17 protein-coding genes are annotated in these 19152 nt (G+C 72.3%); 11 read left to right on the top strand and 6 right to left on the bottom strand.

Translation table 11 applies throughout. From position 1 onward, the window contains the following. Positions 1–12: 12 nt before the first annotated feature. Positions 13–297 (bottom strand): hypothetical protein, encoded by a 285-nt coding sequence (locus ACFQO7_RS27545; RefSeq protein WP_376809098.1) that lies wholly within the window; start codon positions 295–297, stop codon positions 13–15. A gap of 266 nt (positions 298–563) precedes the next feature. On the opposite strand from ACFQO7_RS27545, the gene ACFQO7_RS27540 reads away from it, so the two are divergent. From ACFQO7_RS27540 to ACFQO7_RS27525, 4 genes are all read left to right on the top strand, one after another. Beyond that, positions 564–3224 carry a tetratricopeptide repeat protein gene (locus ACFQO7_RS27540; RefSeq protein WP_376809097.1) on the top strand — a complete coding sequence of 887 codons (2661 nt, stop codon included), beginning with the start codon at positions 564–566 and terminating at the stop codon, positions 3222–3224. Between the two features lie 46 nt (positions 3225–3270). After that, positions 3271–4395, top strand: a complete 1125-nt coding sequence (locus tag ACFQO7_RS27535) for a sensor histidine kinase (RefSeq protein WP_376809096.1) — start codon at positions 3271–3273, stop codon at positions 4393–4395. Beyond that, positions 4392–5054 (top strand): response regulator, encoded by a 663-nt coding sequence (locus tag ACFQO7_RS27530; protein WP_376809095.1) that lies wholly within the window; start codon positions 4392–4394, stop codon positions 5052–5054. Before ACFQO7_RS27535 ends, ACFQO7_RS27530 begins: the two co-directional genes overlap by 4 nt. Before the next feature lie 111 nt (positions 5055–5165). Further along, positions 5166–5591, top strand: coding sequence for a hypothetical protein (locus tag ACFQO7_RS27525; RefSeq protein ID WP_376809094.1), 426 nt, complete (start codon positions 5166–5168; stop codon positions 5589–5591). 61 nt (positions 5592–5652) lie between these two features. On the opposite strand, the gene ACFQO7_RS27520 is transcribed toward ACFQO7_RS27525, so the two are convergent. The 4 genes from ACFQO7_RS27520 to ACFQO7_RS27505 form a co-directional block, all read right to left on the bottom strand. Next, positions 5653–7689, bottom strand: coding sequence for a beta-galactosidase (locus tag ACFQO7_RS27520; RefSeq protein WP_376809093.1), 2037 nt, complete (start codon positions 7687–7689; stop codon positions 5653–5655). Between the two features lie 184 nt (positions 7690–7873). Continuing rightward, positions 7874–9214, bottom strand: a complete 1341-nt coding sequence (locus tag ACFQO7_RS27515) for an extracellular solute-binding protein (RefSeq protein ID WP_376809092.1) — start codon at positions 9212–9214, stop codon at positions 7874–7876. Between the two features lie 54 nt (positions 9215–9268). Further along, positions 9269–10186: a carbohydrate ABC transporter permease gene (locus ACFQO7_RS27510; protein WP_376809091.1), complete on the bottom strand. Its 918-nt coding sequence runs from the start codon at positions 10184–10186 to the stop codon at positions 9269–9271. 2 nt (positions 10187–10188) lie between these two features. After that, positions 10189–11115 carry a carbohydrate ABC transporter permease gene (locus ACFQO7_RS27505; RefSeq protein ID WP_376809090.1) on the bottom strand — a complete coding sequence of 309 codons (927 nt, stop codon included), beginning with the start codon at positions 11113–11115 and terminating at the stop codon, positions 10189–10191. A gap of 247 nt (positions 11116–11362) precedes the next feature. On the opposite strand from ACFQO7_RS27505, the gene ACFQO7_RS27500 reads away from it, so the two are divergent. The 4 genes from ACFQO7_RS27500 (at position 11363) to ACFQO7_RS27485 (ending at position 15285) form a co-directional block, all read left to right on the top strand. After that, on the top strand, positions 11363–12394 hold the full coding sequence (locus ACFQO7_RS27500) for a LacI family DNA-binding transcriptional regulator (RefSeq protein ID WP_376809089.1): 1032 nt from the start codon (positions 11363–11365) through the stop codon (positions 12392–12394). A 178-nt stretch (positions 12395–12572) separates the two neighbouring features. Beyond that, positions 12573–13445: an alpha/beta hydrolase family protein gene (locus ACFQO7_RS27495; RefSeq protein ID WP_376809088.1), complete on the top strand. Its 873-nt coding sequence runs from the start codon at positions 12573–12575 to the stop codon at positions 13443–13445. A gap of 89 nt (positions 13446–13534) precedes the next feature. Beyond that, on the top strand, positions 13535–14419 hold the full coding sequence (locus ACFQO7_RS27490; RefSeq protein WP_376809087.1) for an exodeoxyribonuclease III: 885 nt from the start codon (positions 13535–13537) through the stop codon (positions 14417–14419). A gap of 38 nt (positions 14420–14457) precedes the next feature. Further along, positions 14458–15285 (top strand): DUF72 domain-containing protein, encoded by an 828-nt coding sequence (locus ACFQO7_RS27485; RefSeq protein WP_376809108.1) that lies wholly within the window; start codon positions 14458–14460, stop codon positions 15283–15285. Positions 15286–15291: 6 nt separating this feature from the next. On the opposite strand, the gene ACFQO7_RS27480 is transcribed toward ACFQO7_RS27485, so the two are convergent. Further along, entirely contained in the window at positions 15292–16557 is a 1266-nt protein-coding gene (locus ACFQO7_RS27480) for a serine hydrolase domain-containing protein (protein WP_376809086.1), read from the bottom strand. 75 nt (positions 16558–16632) lie between these two features. Between ACFQO7_RS27480 and ACFQO7_RS27475 the strand changes: the two genes are divergently transcribed. From ACFQO7_RS27475 to ACFQO7_RS27465, 3 genes are all read left to right on the top strand, one after another. Further along, the gene (locus ACFQO7_RS27475) at positions 16633–17067 is read left to right on the top strand and encodes an SRPBCC family protein (protein WP_376809085.1); all 435 of its coding nucleotides are present in this window, start codon (positions 16633–16635) and stop codon (positions 17065–17067) included. An 88-nt stretch (positions 17068–17155) separates the two neighbouring features. After that, positions 17156–18241, top strand: a complete 1086-nt coding sequence (locus tag ACFQO7_RS27470) for a DNA alkylation repair protein (RefSeq protein WP_376809084.1) — start codon at positions 17156–17158, stop codon at positions 18239–18241. 211 nt (positions 18242–18452) lie between these two features. Further along, the gene (locus ACFQO7_RS27465) at positions 18453–19148 is read left to right on the top strand and encodes a TetR/AcrR family transcriptional regulator (RefSeq protein ID WP_376809083.1); all 696 of its coding nucleotides are present in this window, start codon (positions 18453–18455) and stop codon (positions 19146–19148) included. The last annotated feature ends 4 nt before the right edge of the window (positions 19149–19152 follow it).

Below are 19152 nucleotides of genomic sequence, written 5' to 3'. Positions count from 1 at the left end.
CGTCCCCCGGGTTCAGGCGGTGGTGTTCTTGCGCCGCTTGCGCTCGTCGCTGAGGATCTGCCTGGCCTCCTGCCGGCTGAGGCCGAGTTCGGACAGCAGCTGCTTCTGCGGGATGAGCAGCAGCGCGCCGATGCCGACGCCGACCGCCGCGCCGCATCCCGGCGAGATCGTCAGATTGTTGGCGATGAGCAGGGCCAGCACCCCGATCATGGCGATGCAGAAGACCCAGACCGAGATCTTCAGATTGCGGTGGGAACGGACCAGCCGGTCGAGGTCCTCCGGACTCAGCGTGCGCATGGTCACCGATGCCTTCCACTCGTGAACGTGCCTGGTCTCCGCCGCGGCGGGACACGCCCGGCGCGCCGACGCTAACCGCGCGGCACCGCCGCCCGCCTGGACCTCGGCTCGCAGCGCCGCCATAAGGCCAGCTCGGCGCGGGCAGGTGACCGCTGCGCCCGCTCCCCGGTGCGGGCCGGTCCGGTGACCGGCACGGGCCGACCGTCCACATCGGCGCATCCTAGAATCAGGTGCACGACGAACCGGGGAGGGGGTCGCGGGCCACGATGGCGGAGCGATCGCACCATCAGGACTCCGCACCGCGGGTCGCGTTCACGGCCGCGCTGGCACAGCTGCGCCGCCGCCTGCCCGACGTGTCCGACGAGGTGCTGGCCCGCCGCGCGAGCGGGATCGCGCTGCCGTCGGGGCGGCGGATCGCCGTCAACGCCCGCCGGCTCGGCGAATGGATCAACGGCCGGTCGGTGCCGCGCGACTTCGAGCAGGTGCACGCGCTCGTGCAGGCCGTGGAGACGGCCGCGGGCGGTTCGGCGACGGGCCAGTCGCTGCAGCGCTGGCGGCAGCTGTGGCGGGCCGCGCACGAACAGCAGCGCGCCCCGGTGCGCACCCCGCCGGCCGGCAAGTCCGTTGCGGAGCTGGTCGTCGGCCGCCCGCCGAGCGACGCCTCCTCGCTGCGCGAGCGCCCGGAGCTGGCCACGGCCATCGACGACGCGCTGCGCGACGACGCGGTCCGCCAGGTGCTGCTGACGGGGCCGGGCGGGTCGGGCAAGTCGCAGCTCGCCGCGGCGGCGTTCCACCGGGCGCGCGGCGGCGGGGGCCTGTTCGCCTGGGTGTCGGCGTCGTCGCGGCAGTCCCTGCTGGCCGGCTACGCGCGGGCCTGGCGGGCCGTGTCCGGCGGAGCCCTGGACCGGCCCACGGCGGCCGGGCGCGCCGCGCACCCGGACGGCTACGGCCACGACGAGGAGACGCAGGCCGACCTGCTGGTCGCGTGGCTGCGCACGACGCCTCAGCCGTGGCTGGTCGTGCTCGACGACGCCGACGACCCGGCCGACCTGGACGGGCTGTGGCCGATCGGCGAGCACGGGCGCAGCATCGTGACGACCCGCCGCCGGGACGCGATGGTGCTGCGGCCGGCGGCGCGGGTCGTGCAGGTGGGCATGTTCACCGGCCCGGAATCGGTGGACTACCTGCGCAACCGCCTGTCGCTGGACCCCGCGGCAGGGCAGGGCGAGCCGCCGCCGGACGCCGAGCTGGCCGGGCTGGCGGCCGCGCTGGGGCACTTCCCGCTGGCGCTGTCGCAGGCCGCGGCGTTCCTCATCGACACCGGCACGGGCGTGGCGGCATACCGGCGGCTGCTCGACGACGAGCGCGAGCGGCTGGCCGACCTGTTCCCGTCGTCGTCGCCGGCCGACGGCCACGACCGTACGGTGGCCAGCACCTGGCAGCTGGCGGCGCAGCGCGCCGCCGCCCTGGCCAAGCCGGGCACGGCGCAGCGGCTGCTGGAGCTGGTGTCGCTGCTGGCCCCGGTGGGGGTGCCGCAGGAGCTGCTGCTGACCGGCGCGGCCCGGGCCCGGATCGGCGCGGACCGGCGCGAGGCGCTGGTCGCGCTGCGGGCGCTGCACCGGCTCAGCCTGCTCACCCACGACACGGCGACGGTGGCGATGCACGCCCTGGTGCAGCGCGCGGTCCGGGAGTCGGTCCCGGACGCCGACCTGCCCGGCCTGGCCCGCGCCGCCGCGGACGCGCTGGACGAGGCGTGGGCGGCCCCGGACGGCGGCCTGCCGGTGGCCGCGCTGTACGACAGCCTGCTGGCGCTGCGCCGGGCGGCCGACGAGTTCCTGTGGCACGGCGGCATGCATCCGGTGCTGCGGCGGCTCGGCGAGCACCTCATGGCGGTGGGCCGCACCGCCGCGGCCCGTGACGTCCTGGACGAGCTGCTGGAACAGGCCCGAGCCAGGCTCGGCGGCGAGCACCGGGATGCGATCTTCGTGGCGGCGCAGCGGGCTCAGGCGGTCGGCGAGCTCGGTGACCCTGCCGCTGCTCTCGCCGACCTGTCGCGCCTGCGGCACGACGCGCAACGCCTGCTCGGCCCGGATCACGCGGACACGCTGTGGATCCGGTTACACGAGGCGCTGCAGCCGTTCGAGCTCGGTGCGCCCGCGGCGATGCACGCCGAGATGGTGCCGCTGCGCGCGCACGCGGCTGCGGTGCTCGGCGACGGGCATCCACTGACGCTGGCGGCACGGCGGTACGTGGCGCTCGGCCAGGGCATGTCCGGCGACGCGGCCGCAGCGCGAGACGGTTTCGAGGCGCTGGCAGCCGAGCTGGCGCGGCTGCGCGGCCCGGCGCATCCGGACACCGTCAGCACCCTGTCCGACCTGGGGCGGTGGATCGGCGAGGCCGGGGACGCGGAATTGGCGGTGCAGACGTACCAGCGCGCGGTGGAAGGGCTGGTCGCGGTGCACGGGCCGCTGCACCACGACACGCTGACAGCCCGGCACAATCTGGCCTACTGGCGCGGCCTGGCCGGGCAGCCGGCGGCGGCGGTCGCCGAGTTCGGGGTGGCCACGCAGGACGCCGAGCGGGCGCTCGGGCCCCGGCATCCGACCACGCTGACGTTCCGCACCAACCTGGCGTACTGGACCGGCCTGGCCGACGACCCGGCGGCGGGTATGGCGGCGCTGGCCGAGCTGCAGACGGTCGTCGAGCAGGTGTTCGGGCCTACCCACCCGCGGGCGCTGCGCACCCGGCAGCTGCACGCGCAGCTGCGCCACCGCGGTGGTGACGTGGCGGGCGCGGTCGGCGAGCTGACCGCGGTGCTGGCCGACATGCGGGCCGTGCAGAGCGACGACCATCTGCGCACCGGCGAGGCGGCCCAGCTGCTGGCGTCGTGGACGGCCACGTCGCACGACGCGGCGGCCTCCCCCTAGCGGACGGTGCGTTGACCAGGCGCTGCCGACCGGCCACAGTGGAGGCGTGCACCGTGCTCTCCACGCGCTGACCGTGGCCGCGTATCTGACGCTGGTCGCCGGGGTGGTCGTGGCGCAGCCGCCGCCGGGCATGCCGCACTCCCCGGTCGCGGCGGTGCTGCTCGGCGCGGTGTACGTCGCGGCGGCCACGGCCGGTTTCAGCCGGGTGCACCGCGTGGCCCGGCGCGGCCCGCGGATCGCCTTCGTCGCCGCGCAGCTGCTGCTCGGGTACGCCGTCTTCGTGACCTCGGGCGCGATGGTCGGCGCGATCCTGCTGCTGCTGGTGCTGGTCAGCCAGAGCATGCTGCTGCTGCCGCCGCGCGGCGCGCTGGTGATCGTCGCCCTGGTCCCGTTCGCGCACACGGGCATGGAGTGGCGCGAAGGGCTCCGGGAGGCGCTGGGCATGCTGGCCGCGGCCGCGTTCGCCGCCGTGCTCACCCGTCTGATCATGCGCGAGCAGCAGGCCCGTCAGGAGCTGACCCGCGCCCACGAGCAGCTGCGGGAGTACGCGTTGCAGGTCGAGCGGTTAGCCGTGGCGCAGGAGCGCAACCGGGTCGCCCGCGACATCCACGACGGCCTCGGCCACTCGCTGACCGTGGTGCAGATGCAGGTCAAGGCGGCGCGGGCGGTGCTGGGCAGCGACCCGGACCGGGCCGACGCCGTGCTGGCCAAGGCGCAGGTCCAGGCCGAGGAGGCGCTGGCGGAGGTGCGCCGTTCGGTGGGCGCGATCCGCGAGCCGCGCTCGCAGGTTCCCCTGGCCGAGGCGCTGCGCGCGCTGGCGGAGCAGGCCTCGGCCGCGGGCGTGCCGACCAGCCTGGACGTCACTGGCCAGGCCCGGCCGCTGCTGACCGCCGCCCAGGAGTCGCTCTACCGGGCCGCGCAGGAGGGCCTGACCAACGTGCGCAAGCACGCCGGGGCGACCCGGGCCGAGCTGGTCCTCGACTACACCCGCCCGGCCGCCGTGCGGCTGGAGGTCCGCGACGACGGCACGGGCCTGGCCGCGGACCCGGCCGAGCTGCCCGGCTACGGCCTGCTGGGGCTACGCGAACGCGCCGCGCACGCGGGCGGCCGGATGAGCATCGAGTCCGTGCCCGGCCGGGGCGCGACGCTGCGCGTGGAGGTGCCCGGGTGAGCCGCACACCGGTGCGGGTGCTGCTCGCCGACGACCAGTCGCTGTTCCGGGAGGCCCTGGCGGTGCTGCTCGGCGTACGTGACGACATCGTGGTGGTCGGCGAGGCCGGCGACGGCGCGCAGGCCCTGGACCGCGCGGCCGAACTGCGGCCCGACGTGGTGCTGATGGACCTGCGCATGCCCGTCCTGGACGGCGTCGCGGCCACCCGCCGGCTGCGGGCCGAGCACCCGGCCGTCCGGGTCATCGTGCTGACCACGTTCGACGACGACGAGGACGTGTTCGCGGCGCTGCGCGCCGGGGCGCTGGGCTACCTGCTCAAGGACGCGTCGTCGGCGCAGCTGGTGGAGGCGGTCCTCGCCGCCGCCCGCGACGAGGCGGTGCTGCAGCCGTCGGTGGCCGCGAAGGTGGTGGCCCGGTTCGCCCGGCTGCCCGACGAGGAACCGGCCGGCCGGCCGCAGCCGCTGGTGGTGCCGCTGTCCGAACGCGAGCTGGACGTGCTGCGGCTGCTCGCCGACGGCCGCTCCAACCGGGAGATCGCGGCCGCGCTGTTCCTGGCCGAGGGCACGGTGAAGAACCACGTCAGCGGCGTGCTGGCCAAACTCGACGCCCGCGACCGCACCCAGGCGGCGCTGCGCGCCCGCGCCATCGGCCTGCTGTGACCCGCATCGGAGCGGTCGGACACTCGCACGAGACGAGCCGTGCCCACCCATGACCACGGCCATGACTTCCGGCACCTGTGCGCGCGTCCCGGACCGTTCAGGATGGTGGCCATGACAACCTCCACGACCGGTCCGGACACTCCCGCCGAGCGGCCCGCGCGTTCGACCGCCCGCAAGAACCTGCGTTTCGCGCTGCATTTCGCCGAGATGGCCGTCGCCATGGTCGTCGGGATGGTCGCGCTGGGCCCGTTGTGGTCCCTGGCGTGGCCCGGCCTGGCCGACCTGACCGTCGCGAGTGTGCTGGTCATGGCGACGAACATGACGATCGGCATGGCGGCGTGGATGCGGTTCCGGCGGCACGGCTGGGCCCGTATCGCCGAGATGTCCGCCGCGATGTACGTGCCGTTCCTGATCCTGCTGGTGCCCTATGCGTTCGGGGCCGTCTCCGGCGAGGCGCTGATGATGGGCGGGCATCTGCTGATGCTGCCCGCGATGCTGGCCGCGATGCTGTGGCGGCACCACGAGTACCGGCACTGAGCGCCGCCGGTGCCGGACCGCGACCGTGGCACGGGGGTCGCGGTCCGGCACCGGTCGGCGCTCAGCCCAGCCGCACCACGCGCACACCCCGCGGCGGTAGCGGCAGCTCTCCCTGCGGCCCCCGGGCCCCGGCGAGCAGCTCGCCGGGCAGGCCGGAGACGGTGACCGTCTGGTCGGTGCGGTTGATGAGGAACGCGAAGCGCTCCCCGCCCCGCCGACGCACGGTCAGTTCGACGTCGCCGCGCGAGTCCGGCGGCAGTTCACTGGTCACGCCCGCGGCGGTGGCCAGCTTGTCCAGGACCGCGGTGAGGCCCTGCGCCCCCAGCCGGGTCGACACGTACGCGGCGGAGCCTTCGCCGGTGGTGCGGCGGGTGACGGCCGGGTGGCCGGTGTGCTCGCCGGTGGCGTAGCGCGACAGCACCGCGACGTCCGGGCCGGTGACCTGGACCCGTTCGGTCCACAGGGTCGCGGGCAGTCCGTCGTCGAGGGTGGCGGTCTCGGTGTCGAGCAGCGGCGCGAACTCCTCGACGCGTACGCCGAGCAGGTCGCGCAGCGCGCCCGGGTGGCCGCCGAGCCAGACGTGGTCGTGCTCGTCGACGATGCCGGAGAAGTACGTCGTGACCAGGTGACCGCCGGCTTCGGCGTACCCCCGCAGGTCCTTGGCGACCGCCTCGGTGACCATGTGCAGCATCGGCGCGACGACCAGGGAGTATCCGTCGAGCGGCGTGCCCAGCGGCACCACGTCGGCGCGGATGCCGAGGTTCAGGAACGCGGTGTACCAGTCCAGGGCCTCCTGCCGGTAGCGCAGGCGGTCGGTGGGGTGCGAGTCGGCCTCGGCGGCCCACCACGACTCCCAGTGGAAGACGATCGCGGCGGGAGCCTGCTCGCGGCCGGAGCCGGCGATCGGGGCGAGCTCGCGCAGGGTCGCGCCGAGGGCGGCGGCGGAGCGGAACACGTCGCTGTCGGGTCCGGCGTGCGGGACCATCGCCGAGTGGTACTTCTCCGCGCCCGCCGCGGACTGCCGCCACTGGAAGAAGCAGACCGCGTCCGCGCCGTGCGCGACGTGCGTCAGCGAGTCGCGGGCCAGCTCGCCGGCCTTCTTGGCGACGTTGACCGGCTGCCAGTTGACGGCGCTGGTGGAGTGCTCCATGAGGAACCACGGCCGGCCGCCGGCGATGTTGCCGGTCAGGTTGGCCGAGAAGGACAGCTCGTCGAACGCCTGCGGGCCGGGCTCGACGTAGTGGTCGTTGGAGACGAAGTCGATGTCGGCGGCCCAGGCGGCGTAGTCCATGCCCTTGGTGCCGCCCATGACCATGAAGTTGGTGGTGACGGGCACGTCCGGGGTGTGCCGGTGCAGGATGTCGCGTTCGGCCCGCAGGTACTCGCGCAGCGCGTCGGAGGAGAAGCGCTTGAAGTCCAGCTGCTGGGTCGGGTTGGGGTGGGTGGCGGCCAGCCGCGGCGGCAGGATCTGCGCCCAGTCGCTGTACTCCTGCGACCAGAACGCGGTGCCCCAGGCGTGGTTGAGCGCGTCCAGGGTGGTGTAGCGCGCCTGGAGCCAGTCGCGGAAGGCGCGGGCCGCGTCGTCGGAGTAGTCGTAGACGTTGTGGCAGCCCAGCTCGTTGGACACGTGCCAGGCGGTGAGCGCCGGGTGCCCGGCGTAGCGGGCGGCCAGCTTCTCGACCAGGGCCAGGGCGTGCTCGCGGAAGACCGGCGAGGTGGGCCGCCAGTGCTGGCGGCCGCCCGGCCAGATCGTCTCGCCGCGGGCGTTGACCGGCAGGATCTCGGGGTGCTTGGCGGTCAGCCACGGCGGCGGGGAGGCGGTGGCGGTGGCCAGGTCGACGGCGATGCCGTTGTCGTAGAGCAGGCCCATGACCTCGTCGAGCCAGTCGAAGCGCCAGGTGTTCTCGGCGGGCTGCAGTTTCGCCCAGGAGAAGATGCCGAGCGAGACGATGTTGACCCCGGCTTCGCGCATGAGGCGTACGTCGTCGCGCCACACCTCGCGGGGCCACTGCTCGGGGTTGTAGTCGGCGCCGTAGGCCAGGCCGGGCGCGACGTTGTCGGGCCGGCGCAGCCACTGGGGACGGGCGGGGTGGGTCACGGGGAGGCTCCTTGCGAGGTGGTGCGGTCGGGCCAGGGGCCGTGCCGCGGGCGGTCGGGGTGTGCCGCCCGCGGGCGCTGTTCAGTCAGGCCAGGGGCCGTGCCGCGGGCGGTCGGGGTGTGCCGCCCGCGGCACGGGGAACGCGGCGGACAGGTGGTGACCCGTCCGCGACGCCGGGCTACGGTCAGCCGACCGTGAAGCCCTGGTCCTTGCCGTACTTGGCGGACGCCTCCTGCCAGGCCTTGAGGCCGTCGGTCAGCGGCTTGTCCGTCACGTACGCCTGTCCGACGGTGTCGTTGAAGATGCTGTTGGCGTACACCTGGAAAGGCAGGTACGACCAGCCGGGCACGACGTCGGCGGCCGACTTCGCGAAGATCTCGTTGGCCTTCTGGCCGCCGAAGTACGGGAACTCCTTGCCGAGGAACTCGGCGGACTTCAGCTCGGCGGTGGTGGCCGGGAACGCCCCGTTGTCGACGCGGATCTTCACACCCTCGCCCGCGGTGGCGTACTTGAGGAACGCGTAGCCCAGCGCGTTGTTGGCGCCGGCCTTCGGGATGGTCAGCGAGCTGCCGCCGTTCTCGGCCGCGGCGTTGGCGCCGGCGGTCCACTGCGGCATCGGCGCGACGCGCCACTTGCCCTTGGCGCCGGGCACGCCGGACTCCAGGTTGGCGGGCATCCACGCGCCGATGACCAGGGTGGCGATGCTGCCGTCGCCGAGGCCCTTGTACCAGCCGTCGCTCCACGAGCCGACCGGGGCGAGCAGTTTGTCGCTGATCAGCTTCTGCCAGGTGCCGGCGAACTTGGTGGAGCCCTCGTCGGAGAGGTTGATCTTCACGTTGGTGCCGTCGACGGCGAACGGCTTGCCGCCGGCCTGCCAGATCAGGCTGGTGGTGAAGCCGGCGTCGCCGGTGTCGTTGGTGATGTAGGCCTTGGGGTCGGCGGCGTGCAGCTTCTTGGCCGCGGCGGCGTACTCGTCCCAGGTGGTCGGCACCGCGATCTGGTGCTTGTCGAAGACCTCCTTGTTGTAGAACAGCGCCATAGGGCCGGAGTCCATCGGCAGGCCGAAGGTGCCGCCGCCGGTCTTCACCGACGACCACGGGCCGGGGGTGAAGGTGCCGTCGAGCTCACCCGCGCCGAACGCGGCCAGGTCGGTCAGCGACTTGCCGAGGGCGAACTGGGGCAGGGCGTAGTACTCGACCTGCGCGACGTCCGGCACGCCGGAGCCGGCCGCGATCGCGTTCTGCAGCGCGGTGTACTGGTCGTTGCCGGTGCCGGCGTTGACCAGGTTGACCTTGACCTTGGGGTACTTGGCCTCGAACGCGGTGACGACCTGCTTGAGCGTCGGCTCCCAGGCCCAGACGGTGATCGAGCCGCCCTTGTCGAGTGCGGCCTGCACCTGGTCGGCGCTCACCGGGGTGGTGGTGTCGCCGCCGTCGTCGGTGCCGCAGGCCGCGAGCGCCGCGGTCGTGATCGCGGCGGTGGCGAGCGCCGCGGTGCGCAGGAGCGCGCGTCGGTTGGTGAACATCGGTGTCCTCTCAAGCGGGGTGTGGCGCATTTCGTGAGCGGTGAGGTCGGTGGGTCAGTCCTTGACGCCGCCGGCGGCGAGGCCGGACTGCCAGTAGCGCTGCAGGAACAGGAAGGCGGCCAGCAGCGGCAGGATGGTCAGCAGCGAACCGGTGATGACCAGGTGGAAGATGGCCTGCCCGCCGGCGGTGGCGGCCTGGTCGTTCCACGCGTTGAGACCCAGGGTCAGCGGGTACCAGTCCGGGTCCTTGAGCATGATCAGCGGCAGGAAGTAGTTGTTCCAGGTGGCGACCATGGTGAACAGCGCCACGGTGACGATGCCGGGGGCCAGCAGCGGCATGCAGATGCGGATGAAGGTGCGCAGCTCGCCCGCGCCGTCCACGCGGGCGGCCTCCAGCAGCTCGCCGGGGATCGCCGAGGCGGCGAAGGTCCACATCAGGTAGAGGCCGAACGGCGAGATCAGCGACGGGATGATCACCGCCCACGGGGTGTTGGTCAGCCCGAGCTTGGAGAACATGAGGAACGTCGGCACGGCCAGGGCCGTGGCCGGCACCGCGACCGCGCCGATGACGACGGCGAACACGCCGCGCTTGCCGGGGAAGTCGAACTTCGCCAGGGCGTACCCGCCCAGCGTCGCCAGCGCGGTGGCGCCGCCGGCGCCCAGCACCACGTAGAGCAGGGTGTTGAGCAGCCAGCGGACGAACACGCCGTCGTCGTAGGTGAGCGTGGCGCGGATGTTGTCGAACAGCGCGAAGTCGTCGTCGAACCACAGCCCGAAGGAGGTGAACAGGCCCTCCTGCGTCTTGCTGGCGTTGATGAGCAGCCATACCAGCGGCACCAGGCTGTAGATCAGCATGAGCGCGGTGAGCGCGGTCAGCAGCGGGCTGCGCCGCTGCTCCTTGCGGCGTACGCGGTTGCGGGCGGGTGACGCCGGGCGGGGTGCGGCGGTGACGGGGGTGGTCTGCGTCGTCATGGCTACTTGTCCTTCCGCGTGCCACGCAGCTGGACGGCGTAGGCGACGATCATGGTCAGGATGCCCATGACGATCGCGACGGTCGCGGAGTAGTTGTACTGCTGGCCGGAGAACGACAGCGAGTACGCGTACATGTTCGGGGTGAAGTACGTGGTGATCGCGTTGGGCGCGAGGCTCTGCAGGATGCTGGGCTCGTTGAACAGCTGGAAGCTGCCGATGATCGAGAAGATGGTGGCGATGAGCAGCGCGCCCTTGATCGCCGGCAGCTTGATCGCCCGGATGACCTGGAACTGGCTCGCGCCGTCGAGTTCGGCGGCCTCGTACAGCGACTTCGGCACGACCTGCAGGGCGCTGTAGAAGATCAGCATGTTGTAGCCGACGAACTCCCAGGTCACGATGTTGCCGATGGAGGCGAGCACGAGGTCCGGGGAGAGCGGGTCGGGCAGGATCACGCCGAGCGCGTCGTTGAGGTTGCCGATCAGGCCGAACCGGGAGCCGTACATGAAGCCCCACATCAGCGTCGCCACCACGGCGGGCACGGCGTACGGCATGAACACCGCGACGCGGAAGAAGGCCTTGCCGTAGAGCCGGCCGCTGTCGATGGCCAGGGCAACCAGCAGCGCCAGGAACAGCATGATCGGCACCTGGACGAGCAGGAACAGCGTCACCCGCCAGGTCCCCGACCAGAACTGCGGGTCGGTGAAGGCCTGCTGGTAGTTCTCCAGGCCGACGAAGCTCGTTCCGCCGATCAGCCGGGTGCGGAACACGCTGAGGTAGAGCGCGTAGGCGATCGGCGCGACGAAGACGAAGGCGAACACGGCCATGAACGGGCCGACGAACGCCCATCCCGTCCAGGACCGGCGGCGGCGCGGTGGTCGGGTGGCGGCTTGGCCGGTGCGCGAGATGGTCGGAGGGGCAAGCACCGTCATGTCTCCTCCTTCCGGCAAGTTCTCAAGAATGGCTGGTCAGACCAAATGTTTACGCAAACATAGCGCCACTGCCGAATCACACCCGGACATGCACATGAGGGTATGACTCGATCACGTTGCGTAATGTTTACGTAAACATCAGCTCGGTGATAGTGTCACCGACGCCGAACAGGCGTCAAGGACCGGTTTCGGATTCGTTACACGAAGCACTCCGACGCCAGCGGGAGCCGCACGAAGGGAGCACGGGATGAGCCGGCCGAAGGCGCCCCGGGTGTCGATGGCCGACGTGGCCCGGCTCGCCGGCGTCTCCTCGCAGACCGTCTCCCGCGTGGCCAACGGCCACCCCAGCGTCGTCGGCAGCACCCGCCAGCAGGTCCTCGCAGCGATGAAAGAGCTGCACTACCGCCCCAACAGCGCCGCCCGCGCGCTCAAGAGCGGCGAGTTCCGCACCATCGGCGTGATCCTGTTCACCCTGTCCAGCACCGGCAACAGCCGCACCCTGGAGGCCATCGCCACCCACGCGGCGCTGCAGGGATACGCCATCACGCTCATCCCCGTGGCCGTGCCCACCCAGGACAGCGTGCTCGGCGCGTTCACCCGCCTCGGCGAGCTCGCCGTAGACGGCGTGATCGTGATCATGGAGGTGCACCTGCTCGACGCGGCGACGGTGACCCTGCCGCCCAACGTGCAGGTGGTCGTCGTCGACTCCGACGCCGGCGACCGGTACGCCGTCGTCGACACCGACCAGGCCGACGGCGCCCGCCAGGCCGTGGCGCACCTGCTCGGACTGGGCCACCGCACCGTATGGCACGTCACCGGGCCGCAGGACTCCTTCGCCAGCCAGCGCCGCGCCCAGGCCTGGCGCGACACCCTCACCGCCGCCGGCCGCGAGGTGCCCCCACCGCTGCACGGCGACTGGTCGGCCGAGTCCGGCTACCTCGCCGGGCTCGCCCTGGCCGACGAACCCGGCTGTACCGCCGTCTTCGCGGCCAACGACCAGATGGCGCTCGGCGTGCTGCGGGCACTGCACGAGCGGGGCCGCGCCGTGCCCGCCGACGTCAGCGTGGTCGGCTTCGACGACATCCCCGACGCGGGCTCCTTCATCCCGCCGCTGACCACCGTGCACCAGGACTTCGCCGAGGTCGGCCGCCGCTGCGTGGAGGGCATCCTGCAGCAGATCGACCGCGGCGAGACCGGGCCCGGCACCGCACTGGTGCCCACCCGCCTGGAGGTCCGCGCCAGCACCGCGCCGCCGCGGCAGGCCGATCCCGGCCGGTGATTCCGCCCATCGCCCGGATTGACACCAACGCCCCGATGCCACCGGTTCGACCGGCGATTCTGCCGATGCCGGTCCCGTTAACATCGATGAAACTGACTCCACTGCTCGATCGACCAGCTTCCCGTCCCCCGCAGCACCGCTGCTGGGCAGCTGGTTCCTCACCGTCAGGAGTGGAACAGTGCAGCAATCCGTCTCGTCCCCCCGCCGGCGGCTCACCCGCCTGATCGCCACCGCGTTCGTCGCCACCGCTCTGGCCGGCGGAACCGCGCTCGGCGCCGCCGCACCGGCGTACGCCGACGAGATCGGCCAGGCGCCGACCTCGTCGAACATCACCGGCAACGGCAGCTTCTCCGTCTCGACGTACAGCATCTCCAGCCTCGTCAGCGGCTTCGGCGGCGGCGTGGCGTACTACCCGAGCACCTCCGGCCGCTACCCGGTCATCGCGATCTCGCCCGGCTTCACCGCCCGCTGGTCCAGCATCAGCTGGATCGGCCCGCGCCTGGCCTCGTGGGGCTTCGTCGTGGTCGGCATCGAGACCAACAGCATCTACGACCAGCCCGCCAGCCGCGGCAGCCAGCTGCTGGCCGCGCTGAACTGGGCCGTCAACTCCGCCCCCAGCGCCATCACCTCCCGCGCCGACGGCAGCCGCCGCGGCGTGGCCGGCCACTCCATGGGCGGCGGCGGCACCCTGGAGGCGCTGGCCGCCGACACCACCGGCAACGTCAAGGCCGGCGTGCCGATCGCACCGTGGAACTCCGACAAGACCTGGAACAACGTCAGCGAGGCCGTGCAGATCGTCGGCGGCGAGGACGACACCGTCGCCGGGGTCAGCTCGCACTCGATCCCGTTCTACAACTCCCTCGCCGGGCAGAAGAGCTACGTCGAGCTGAACGGCGCGAGCCACTTCTTCCCGCAGACCACCAACTCGACCCTGTCCCGGGCGCTGGTCTCCTGGTTCAAGCGCTACCTCAACCAGGACTCTCGCTTCACGCCGTTCACCTGCGGCTACAGCGGCACGGCGATCTCGGACTTCCGCACCAACGCCTGCTGACCACCACAGCGCGGACGCGGCGGGGCTGGTCCCCGCCGCGTCTCCGTGTGCCCGGCACCGCCACCGCCACGGCGTATATCGTGGACCTGATGCGGGTGACGACCTGGAACGTGAACTCGGTGAAGCAGCGGCTGCCCCGGCTGCTGCCCTGGCTGGACCAGCGCCGACCCGACGTGCTCTGCCTGCAGGAGACCAAGCTCGCCGACGCCGCCTTCGCCGAGCTGCTGAGCAAGGAACTGGCCGACCGCGGCTACGAGTACGCCGCGCACGGCGAGGCGCGGTGGAACGGCGTGGCGATCCTGTCCCGGATCGGGCTCGACGACGTCGTGACGGGACTGCCCGGCGGCCCCGGCTTCCCCCACCCCGAGGCGCGGGCCGTGTCGGCGACCTGCGGCGGCATCCGCGTGCACTCGGTGTACGTGCCCAACGGCCGCACCCCCGACTCCGACCACTACCAGTACAAACTCGCCTGGCTGGGCGCGCTGCGCGACCTCGTCACCGCCGGGCCCGACAACGTGATCGTGGCCGGCGACATCAACATCGCCCCGACCGACGCCGACGTGTTCGACCCCGACGCGTTCGCCGGCCAGACCCACGTCACCGCCCCCGAACGAGCCGCCCTGGCCGACCTCCGATCGGCCGGGCTGCACGACGTCGTGCGCGACCACTGGCCCGACAAGCGGGTCTACTCCTACTGGGACTACCGCGCCGGGATGTTCCACCAGGACCTCGGCATGCGCATCGACCTGGTGCTGGCCGGCACACCGGTCGCCGAACGGGTCAAGGCCGCCTGGGTCGACCGGCACGCCCGCAAGGGCACCGGCCCCAGCGACCACGCCCCCGTCATCGTCGACCTCGACGAGGCCCCGGACGGCGACATCGGGCCGGTCGTGCCGCCGCCGTCGGCACCCGCCGCCCGGCGCGGCAAGGCCCGCCTGCCCCAGGCCGCACCGGCAGCCCCGGACGACAAGTGACCGGCGAGCACACCCCACGCCTGCACGTCGGCGGCGCGATGTGGAGCCTCAAGGCCTGGCAGGGACGCTTCCTGCCGCATCCGGCCACCGCCGAGCAGCGACTGCGCGCGTACGCCGGCTGGTGCAACGCGGTCGAGGGCAACACCACCTTCTACGCCACCCCGGCGCGGGCCACCGTCGCCACCTGGGCGCAGCAGACCGACCCGGACTTCCGGTTCGTGGTCAAACTGCCCAAGCCGATCACCCACGAACGCCGCCTGGTCGGCGCCGACGCCGAACTGCGCGCGTTCCTGAACGCCGTCGAACCGCTCGGCCCGCGTAACCACGCCGTGTGGCTGCAGCTGCCGGGCGCGTTCGGACCGTCGGACGTGCCCGTGCTGGCGGCGTTCCTGAAGAACCTGCCCGCCGGGCACCGGTACGCCGTCGAGGTCCGCCACCGCGCGTTCTTCGACGAGCAGCGCTCGGCGCGGCTGCTCGAAGACGTGCTCACCGCGGCGGACGCCGAGTGGGTGCCATTCGACACCCGCGTGCTCTTCCGGTCCCCGCCGACCAGTGACGCCGAACGCGACGCGTGGACCAAGAAGCCGCGTATGCCGCACCGCTCCTGCGCGCTCACCGACCGGCCGATCGTCCGCTACCTGGGCCGCGACGACACCGCCGCGACCGTCGAGGGCTGGCAGCCGTGGGTCGAGACGGTCACCGGCTGGCTGCGCGAGGGGCGCTCGCCGACCGTGTTCATCCATACCCCCGACAACGCCGACGTGCCCGAGCTGTGCCGCCGCTTCCACGACGAGGTGCGGGCCCGGGTGCCGGAACTGCGTCCGCTGCCCGAGCCCGAGCCGGTCGAGCCGCTGACCCTGTTCTGAGCCGCCTCAGCAGGCCTTCTTGTACGGCGGCGGCATCGGCGGGGCGTTGTCCGGGGCCACGTACGCGCCGATCAGCCGGAACACGGTGTCGCTGGAGTTCGGGTAGACGCCCTTGCAGTCGAACGCGCCCGGCAGGAACGTGGTGGCCACCGAGATCCCGATCCTCTCCTGGGGCAGGAACGCCTCCGTCGCGCTGTACCCGCCGAGCAGGGGGTCCTGCAGGATCCAGTCGCCGGAGCGGACCACGCCCAGGCCGTAGTTGTAGCCGACGATCTGCTTGAAGCACGACGGGGCGCAGTCGGCCTGTGCCTGCCCGAAGCCCAGCAGGTTCGGGTCGGTCATCGCGTGGTAGCTGTCCTCCGACAGCAGCATGCCGGTGCCGACGGCGATCGCGGTCGTCGCCAGGTCGTCGATGGTCGAGGTCTGGTTCGCGCCGACCGGGGTGCCCCAGTCGGAGTTCCAGTACGTCGCCTCCTCGTAGAACGCCGTCTTCGCCGGGACGCCCAGCGCCGCACGCCGCTCCGAGCTGTACGAGTGCAGCGCGGGCTCGGGCACGGCCCCGGTCTGGCTGCCGACGGTGCTCTTCAGACCCATCGGCTCCATGACCTTCTCGCCCAGCAGCACGTCGAGCGGCTTGCCGCCGATCCTCGCCAGGATCTCCCCGAGGATCATGAAGTTGGTGTGGGAGTAACTCCAGTTCGTGCCGGGCGCGAACTGAATCGGCCGGGAGAACGCGTACTTGAGCCGACGCTCGAACGTCCACGACTGGAACGGGTCGGCGTTGAACGCGGCGTTCCAGCCCGGGTCGGTCTCGAAGTCGGGGTAGCCCGTGGTCTGGTTGGTCAGCATCTTCAGGGTGACCTTGCCGGACTCGGGCAGCTCCGGCAGCCAGCGGCCGACGGTGTCGTCGAGCTTGGCCTTGCCCTCCTCGACGAACAGCAGCAGCAGCGTGCCCAGGTACGCGAACACGACCGCGCCGTTGCGGAAGCGCATGTCCGTGGTGGCGGGCACGCCGTCGAGGGATTCGCCGAACGCCTGGGTCGTGACGACCTCGTCGCCCCTGGTCACCTTGACGATGACGGCCCGCAGCGACTGGTCCGCCATCGCCTTGCGCACGATGTCGGCGATCCCCTGCGCCTGCGGTGTCGGGAGCGGCCGCGCCACCGTCGCCGTCGACACGTCCGCGGCGACGGTGCACCCGCTCAGCACGAGCATCGCCGCGGCTCCGGCGACAGCCGCGCGGCGGACGGCTCCCGCCATCGACCTGATCATCCCAGGATCGTATCGGGACAGATCGAACTAAAAGGGTGCAACCGGTGAACTCGGGCCGGTCGATAGAGTGCGCGCATGCGCCGTCTCATCCGGGAGAGCCGGATCGTCTCCGCCCCACCTGCGGAGATCTTCGAACTGCTCACCGACCCCGCTCAGCACCCCCTCATCGACGGGTCGGGGTCGGTGCTGGCCGCCCGGGGCGCGCCGCGCCGGCTGGCGCTCGGGATGAAGTTCGGCATGGACATGCGCATGGGCGCGGGCTACCGCATCCTCAACACGGTGGTCGAGTTCGAGGAGGGCCGCCTGATCGCGTGGCGGCACTTCAACGGGCACCGCTGGCGCTGGCGGCTGGACCCGGCCGACGACGGGACCACCCTGGTCACCGAGGAGTTCGACTGGTCGACCGCCCGCGTGCCGCTGCTGATCAGCATCAGCTGGTTCCCGCGCCGCAACCGCCGGGCGATCACCCGCACCCTCGACCGGCTCGAAGCCCGCTTCGCCCCGCACTGACCACGCCGCAGTATCCGGGCATGTCAGAGGGGTCGTGTCTACTGATCGCACCGGACCGAGCAGGGCACGAAGGGGAAGTACGACCGCCATGGCCGACCTCAAGGACCACATCGACGACGCCAGCATCACCCGGCTGGCCGCGGCCCTCACCCGGGTCCACCCCGCGTTCCCCGCCGCGGACTTCCGGGCCGCCGCCCGTCGAGGGCTGGAACCGCTCGCGCTCAAGCAGCGCGTATCGGCGGTGTCCGCGCAGCTCGCCCGGTTCCTGCCCGAGTCGTTCCCGCACGCCGCGCGCGTCCTGCGCGAAGCCGTCGCGGCGGGCCCGCTGGACATGTGGAGCGGCTGGCCCGCCACCGACTACGTGGCCGTGCACGGCCTGGCCCACCCCGACGACGCGCTGGCCGCCATCGCCGCGCTGACCCCGCACGCCACCGCCGAGTTCGCGATCCGCCCCTACCTGGCCGCACACCCCGAACGCACCCTCGCCCAGCTGCACATCTGGGCCACCGATCCGGACCAGCACCTGCGCCGACTGGCATCGGAGGGCTCCCGGCCCAGGCTGCCGTGGGCGTCGCGGGTGCCCATGCTCGCCGACCCGCAGGTCACCATCCCGGTGCTCGACCGGCTGCACGACGACCCTGAGCTCTACGTCCGGCGCTCGGTGGCCAACCACCTCAACGACATCACCAAGGACCACCCCGACGTCGCCCTCGCCACGGCCCGGCGCTGGTCCGCGAGCGGCGGCGACGGCACCGCCTGGGTGGTCCGCCACGCGCTGCGCTCGCTGGTCAAGCAGGGCCATCCCGAGGCGCTGGGACTGCTCGGCTTCGACCACGGCGCGGACGTGACCGTGACCGGCCTAACCGTCACACCGGCGACGCTACCGATCGGCGGGCAGGTCACCATCGCGTTCACGCTCACCGCGGACACCGGCGTACGGGCCGCCGTCGACTACGTCGTGCACCACGCGGGCGCGCGCGGCCCCCGTGCCCCGAAGGTGTTCAAACTGACCACGGCCGACATCGAGCCGGGCCTGCCCCGCCAGATCACCCGCCGCCACACCTTCCAGCACGTCAGCGTGCGCCAGCTGTACCCAGGCCCGCACCGCATCGACATCCAGGTCAACGGCCGCATCCTGGCCGGTGCCGAGATCACCCTCCACGACGCCCACTGAACCGACGCAGGCGCACCGGCCGCCGACCAGCGAATGATCGCCGTTTCAGGACAGATGCTGCGATCTGACCACAGCTCCTGACCTGAAACGGCGATCATCGGGCGGTCGCCCGCCATATCACCGTCCGCGACGATCATCGTCTGCGGACGGACTTCGCACGACCGGCCGCTCGTAACCTTGGCTGTACGATGACCTGCGAGTGAAGGGCCTGATGTCGTTGGCTACCCGAAGCAAGCGCACCGAGTCACGGCCCGCGTTGAGCCGGGACCGCGTGCTGCGGGCGGCGATCGAGATCGCCGACGAGGGCGGTATCGCCGCGGTGACGATGCGCCGGCTGGCCGAGAGCCTGGACGCCGAGGCGATGTCGCTCTACCACCATGTGGCCAACAAGGAGCAGGTCCTCGACGGCGTCGTCGACGTCATCGCCGCGGAGATCAATGAGGCGGTCGGCCGGCTCACGCTGCCGGCTCGCGGCGCGGCCTGGCGCAGCGCGGCCCGCGAGCGCATCCTGACGGCACGGCGGGTGCTGCTGCGGCATCGCTGGGCGGCGGCGCTGTTCGAGTCGCGGAGTGCGACCAGTCCCGAGGTGCTGCTGTACTTCGACGGCCTGGTCGGCATCATGCGCGACGGCGGGTTCTCCAACGACCTGGCCCATCACGCGATGCACGCGCTGGGCAGCCGGGCGATCGGGTTCAGCCAGGAGCTGTTCACCCCGGGTGCCGGGCCGGCCGCGGGTGAGCCCGATCCGGTGCTGGCCGGTATGGCCGGGCGGCTGCCGCATCTGGTCGGCATGCTGGCGGAGGTCATGCACGACGATCCGGATTCGACGATCGGCTGGTGCGACGACCAGGCGGAGTTCGAGTTCGGACTGGATCTGCTCCTCGACGGCCTCGACCGGCGGCGCTGACCTT

Source organism: Catellatospora aurea (assembly GCF_042663325.1).
Taxonomy (GTDB): Bacteria; Actinomycetota; Actinomycetes; order Mycobacteriales; family Micromonosporaceae; genus Catellatospora; species Catellatospora aurea.
This window is presented reverse-complemented; position numbering and strand designations above follow the sequence as displayed.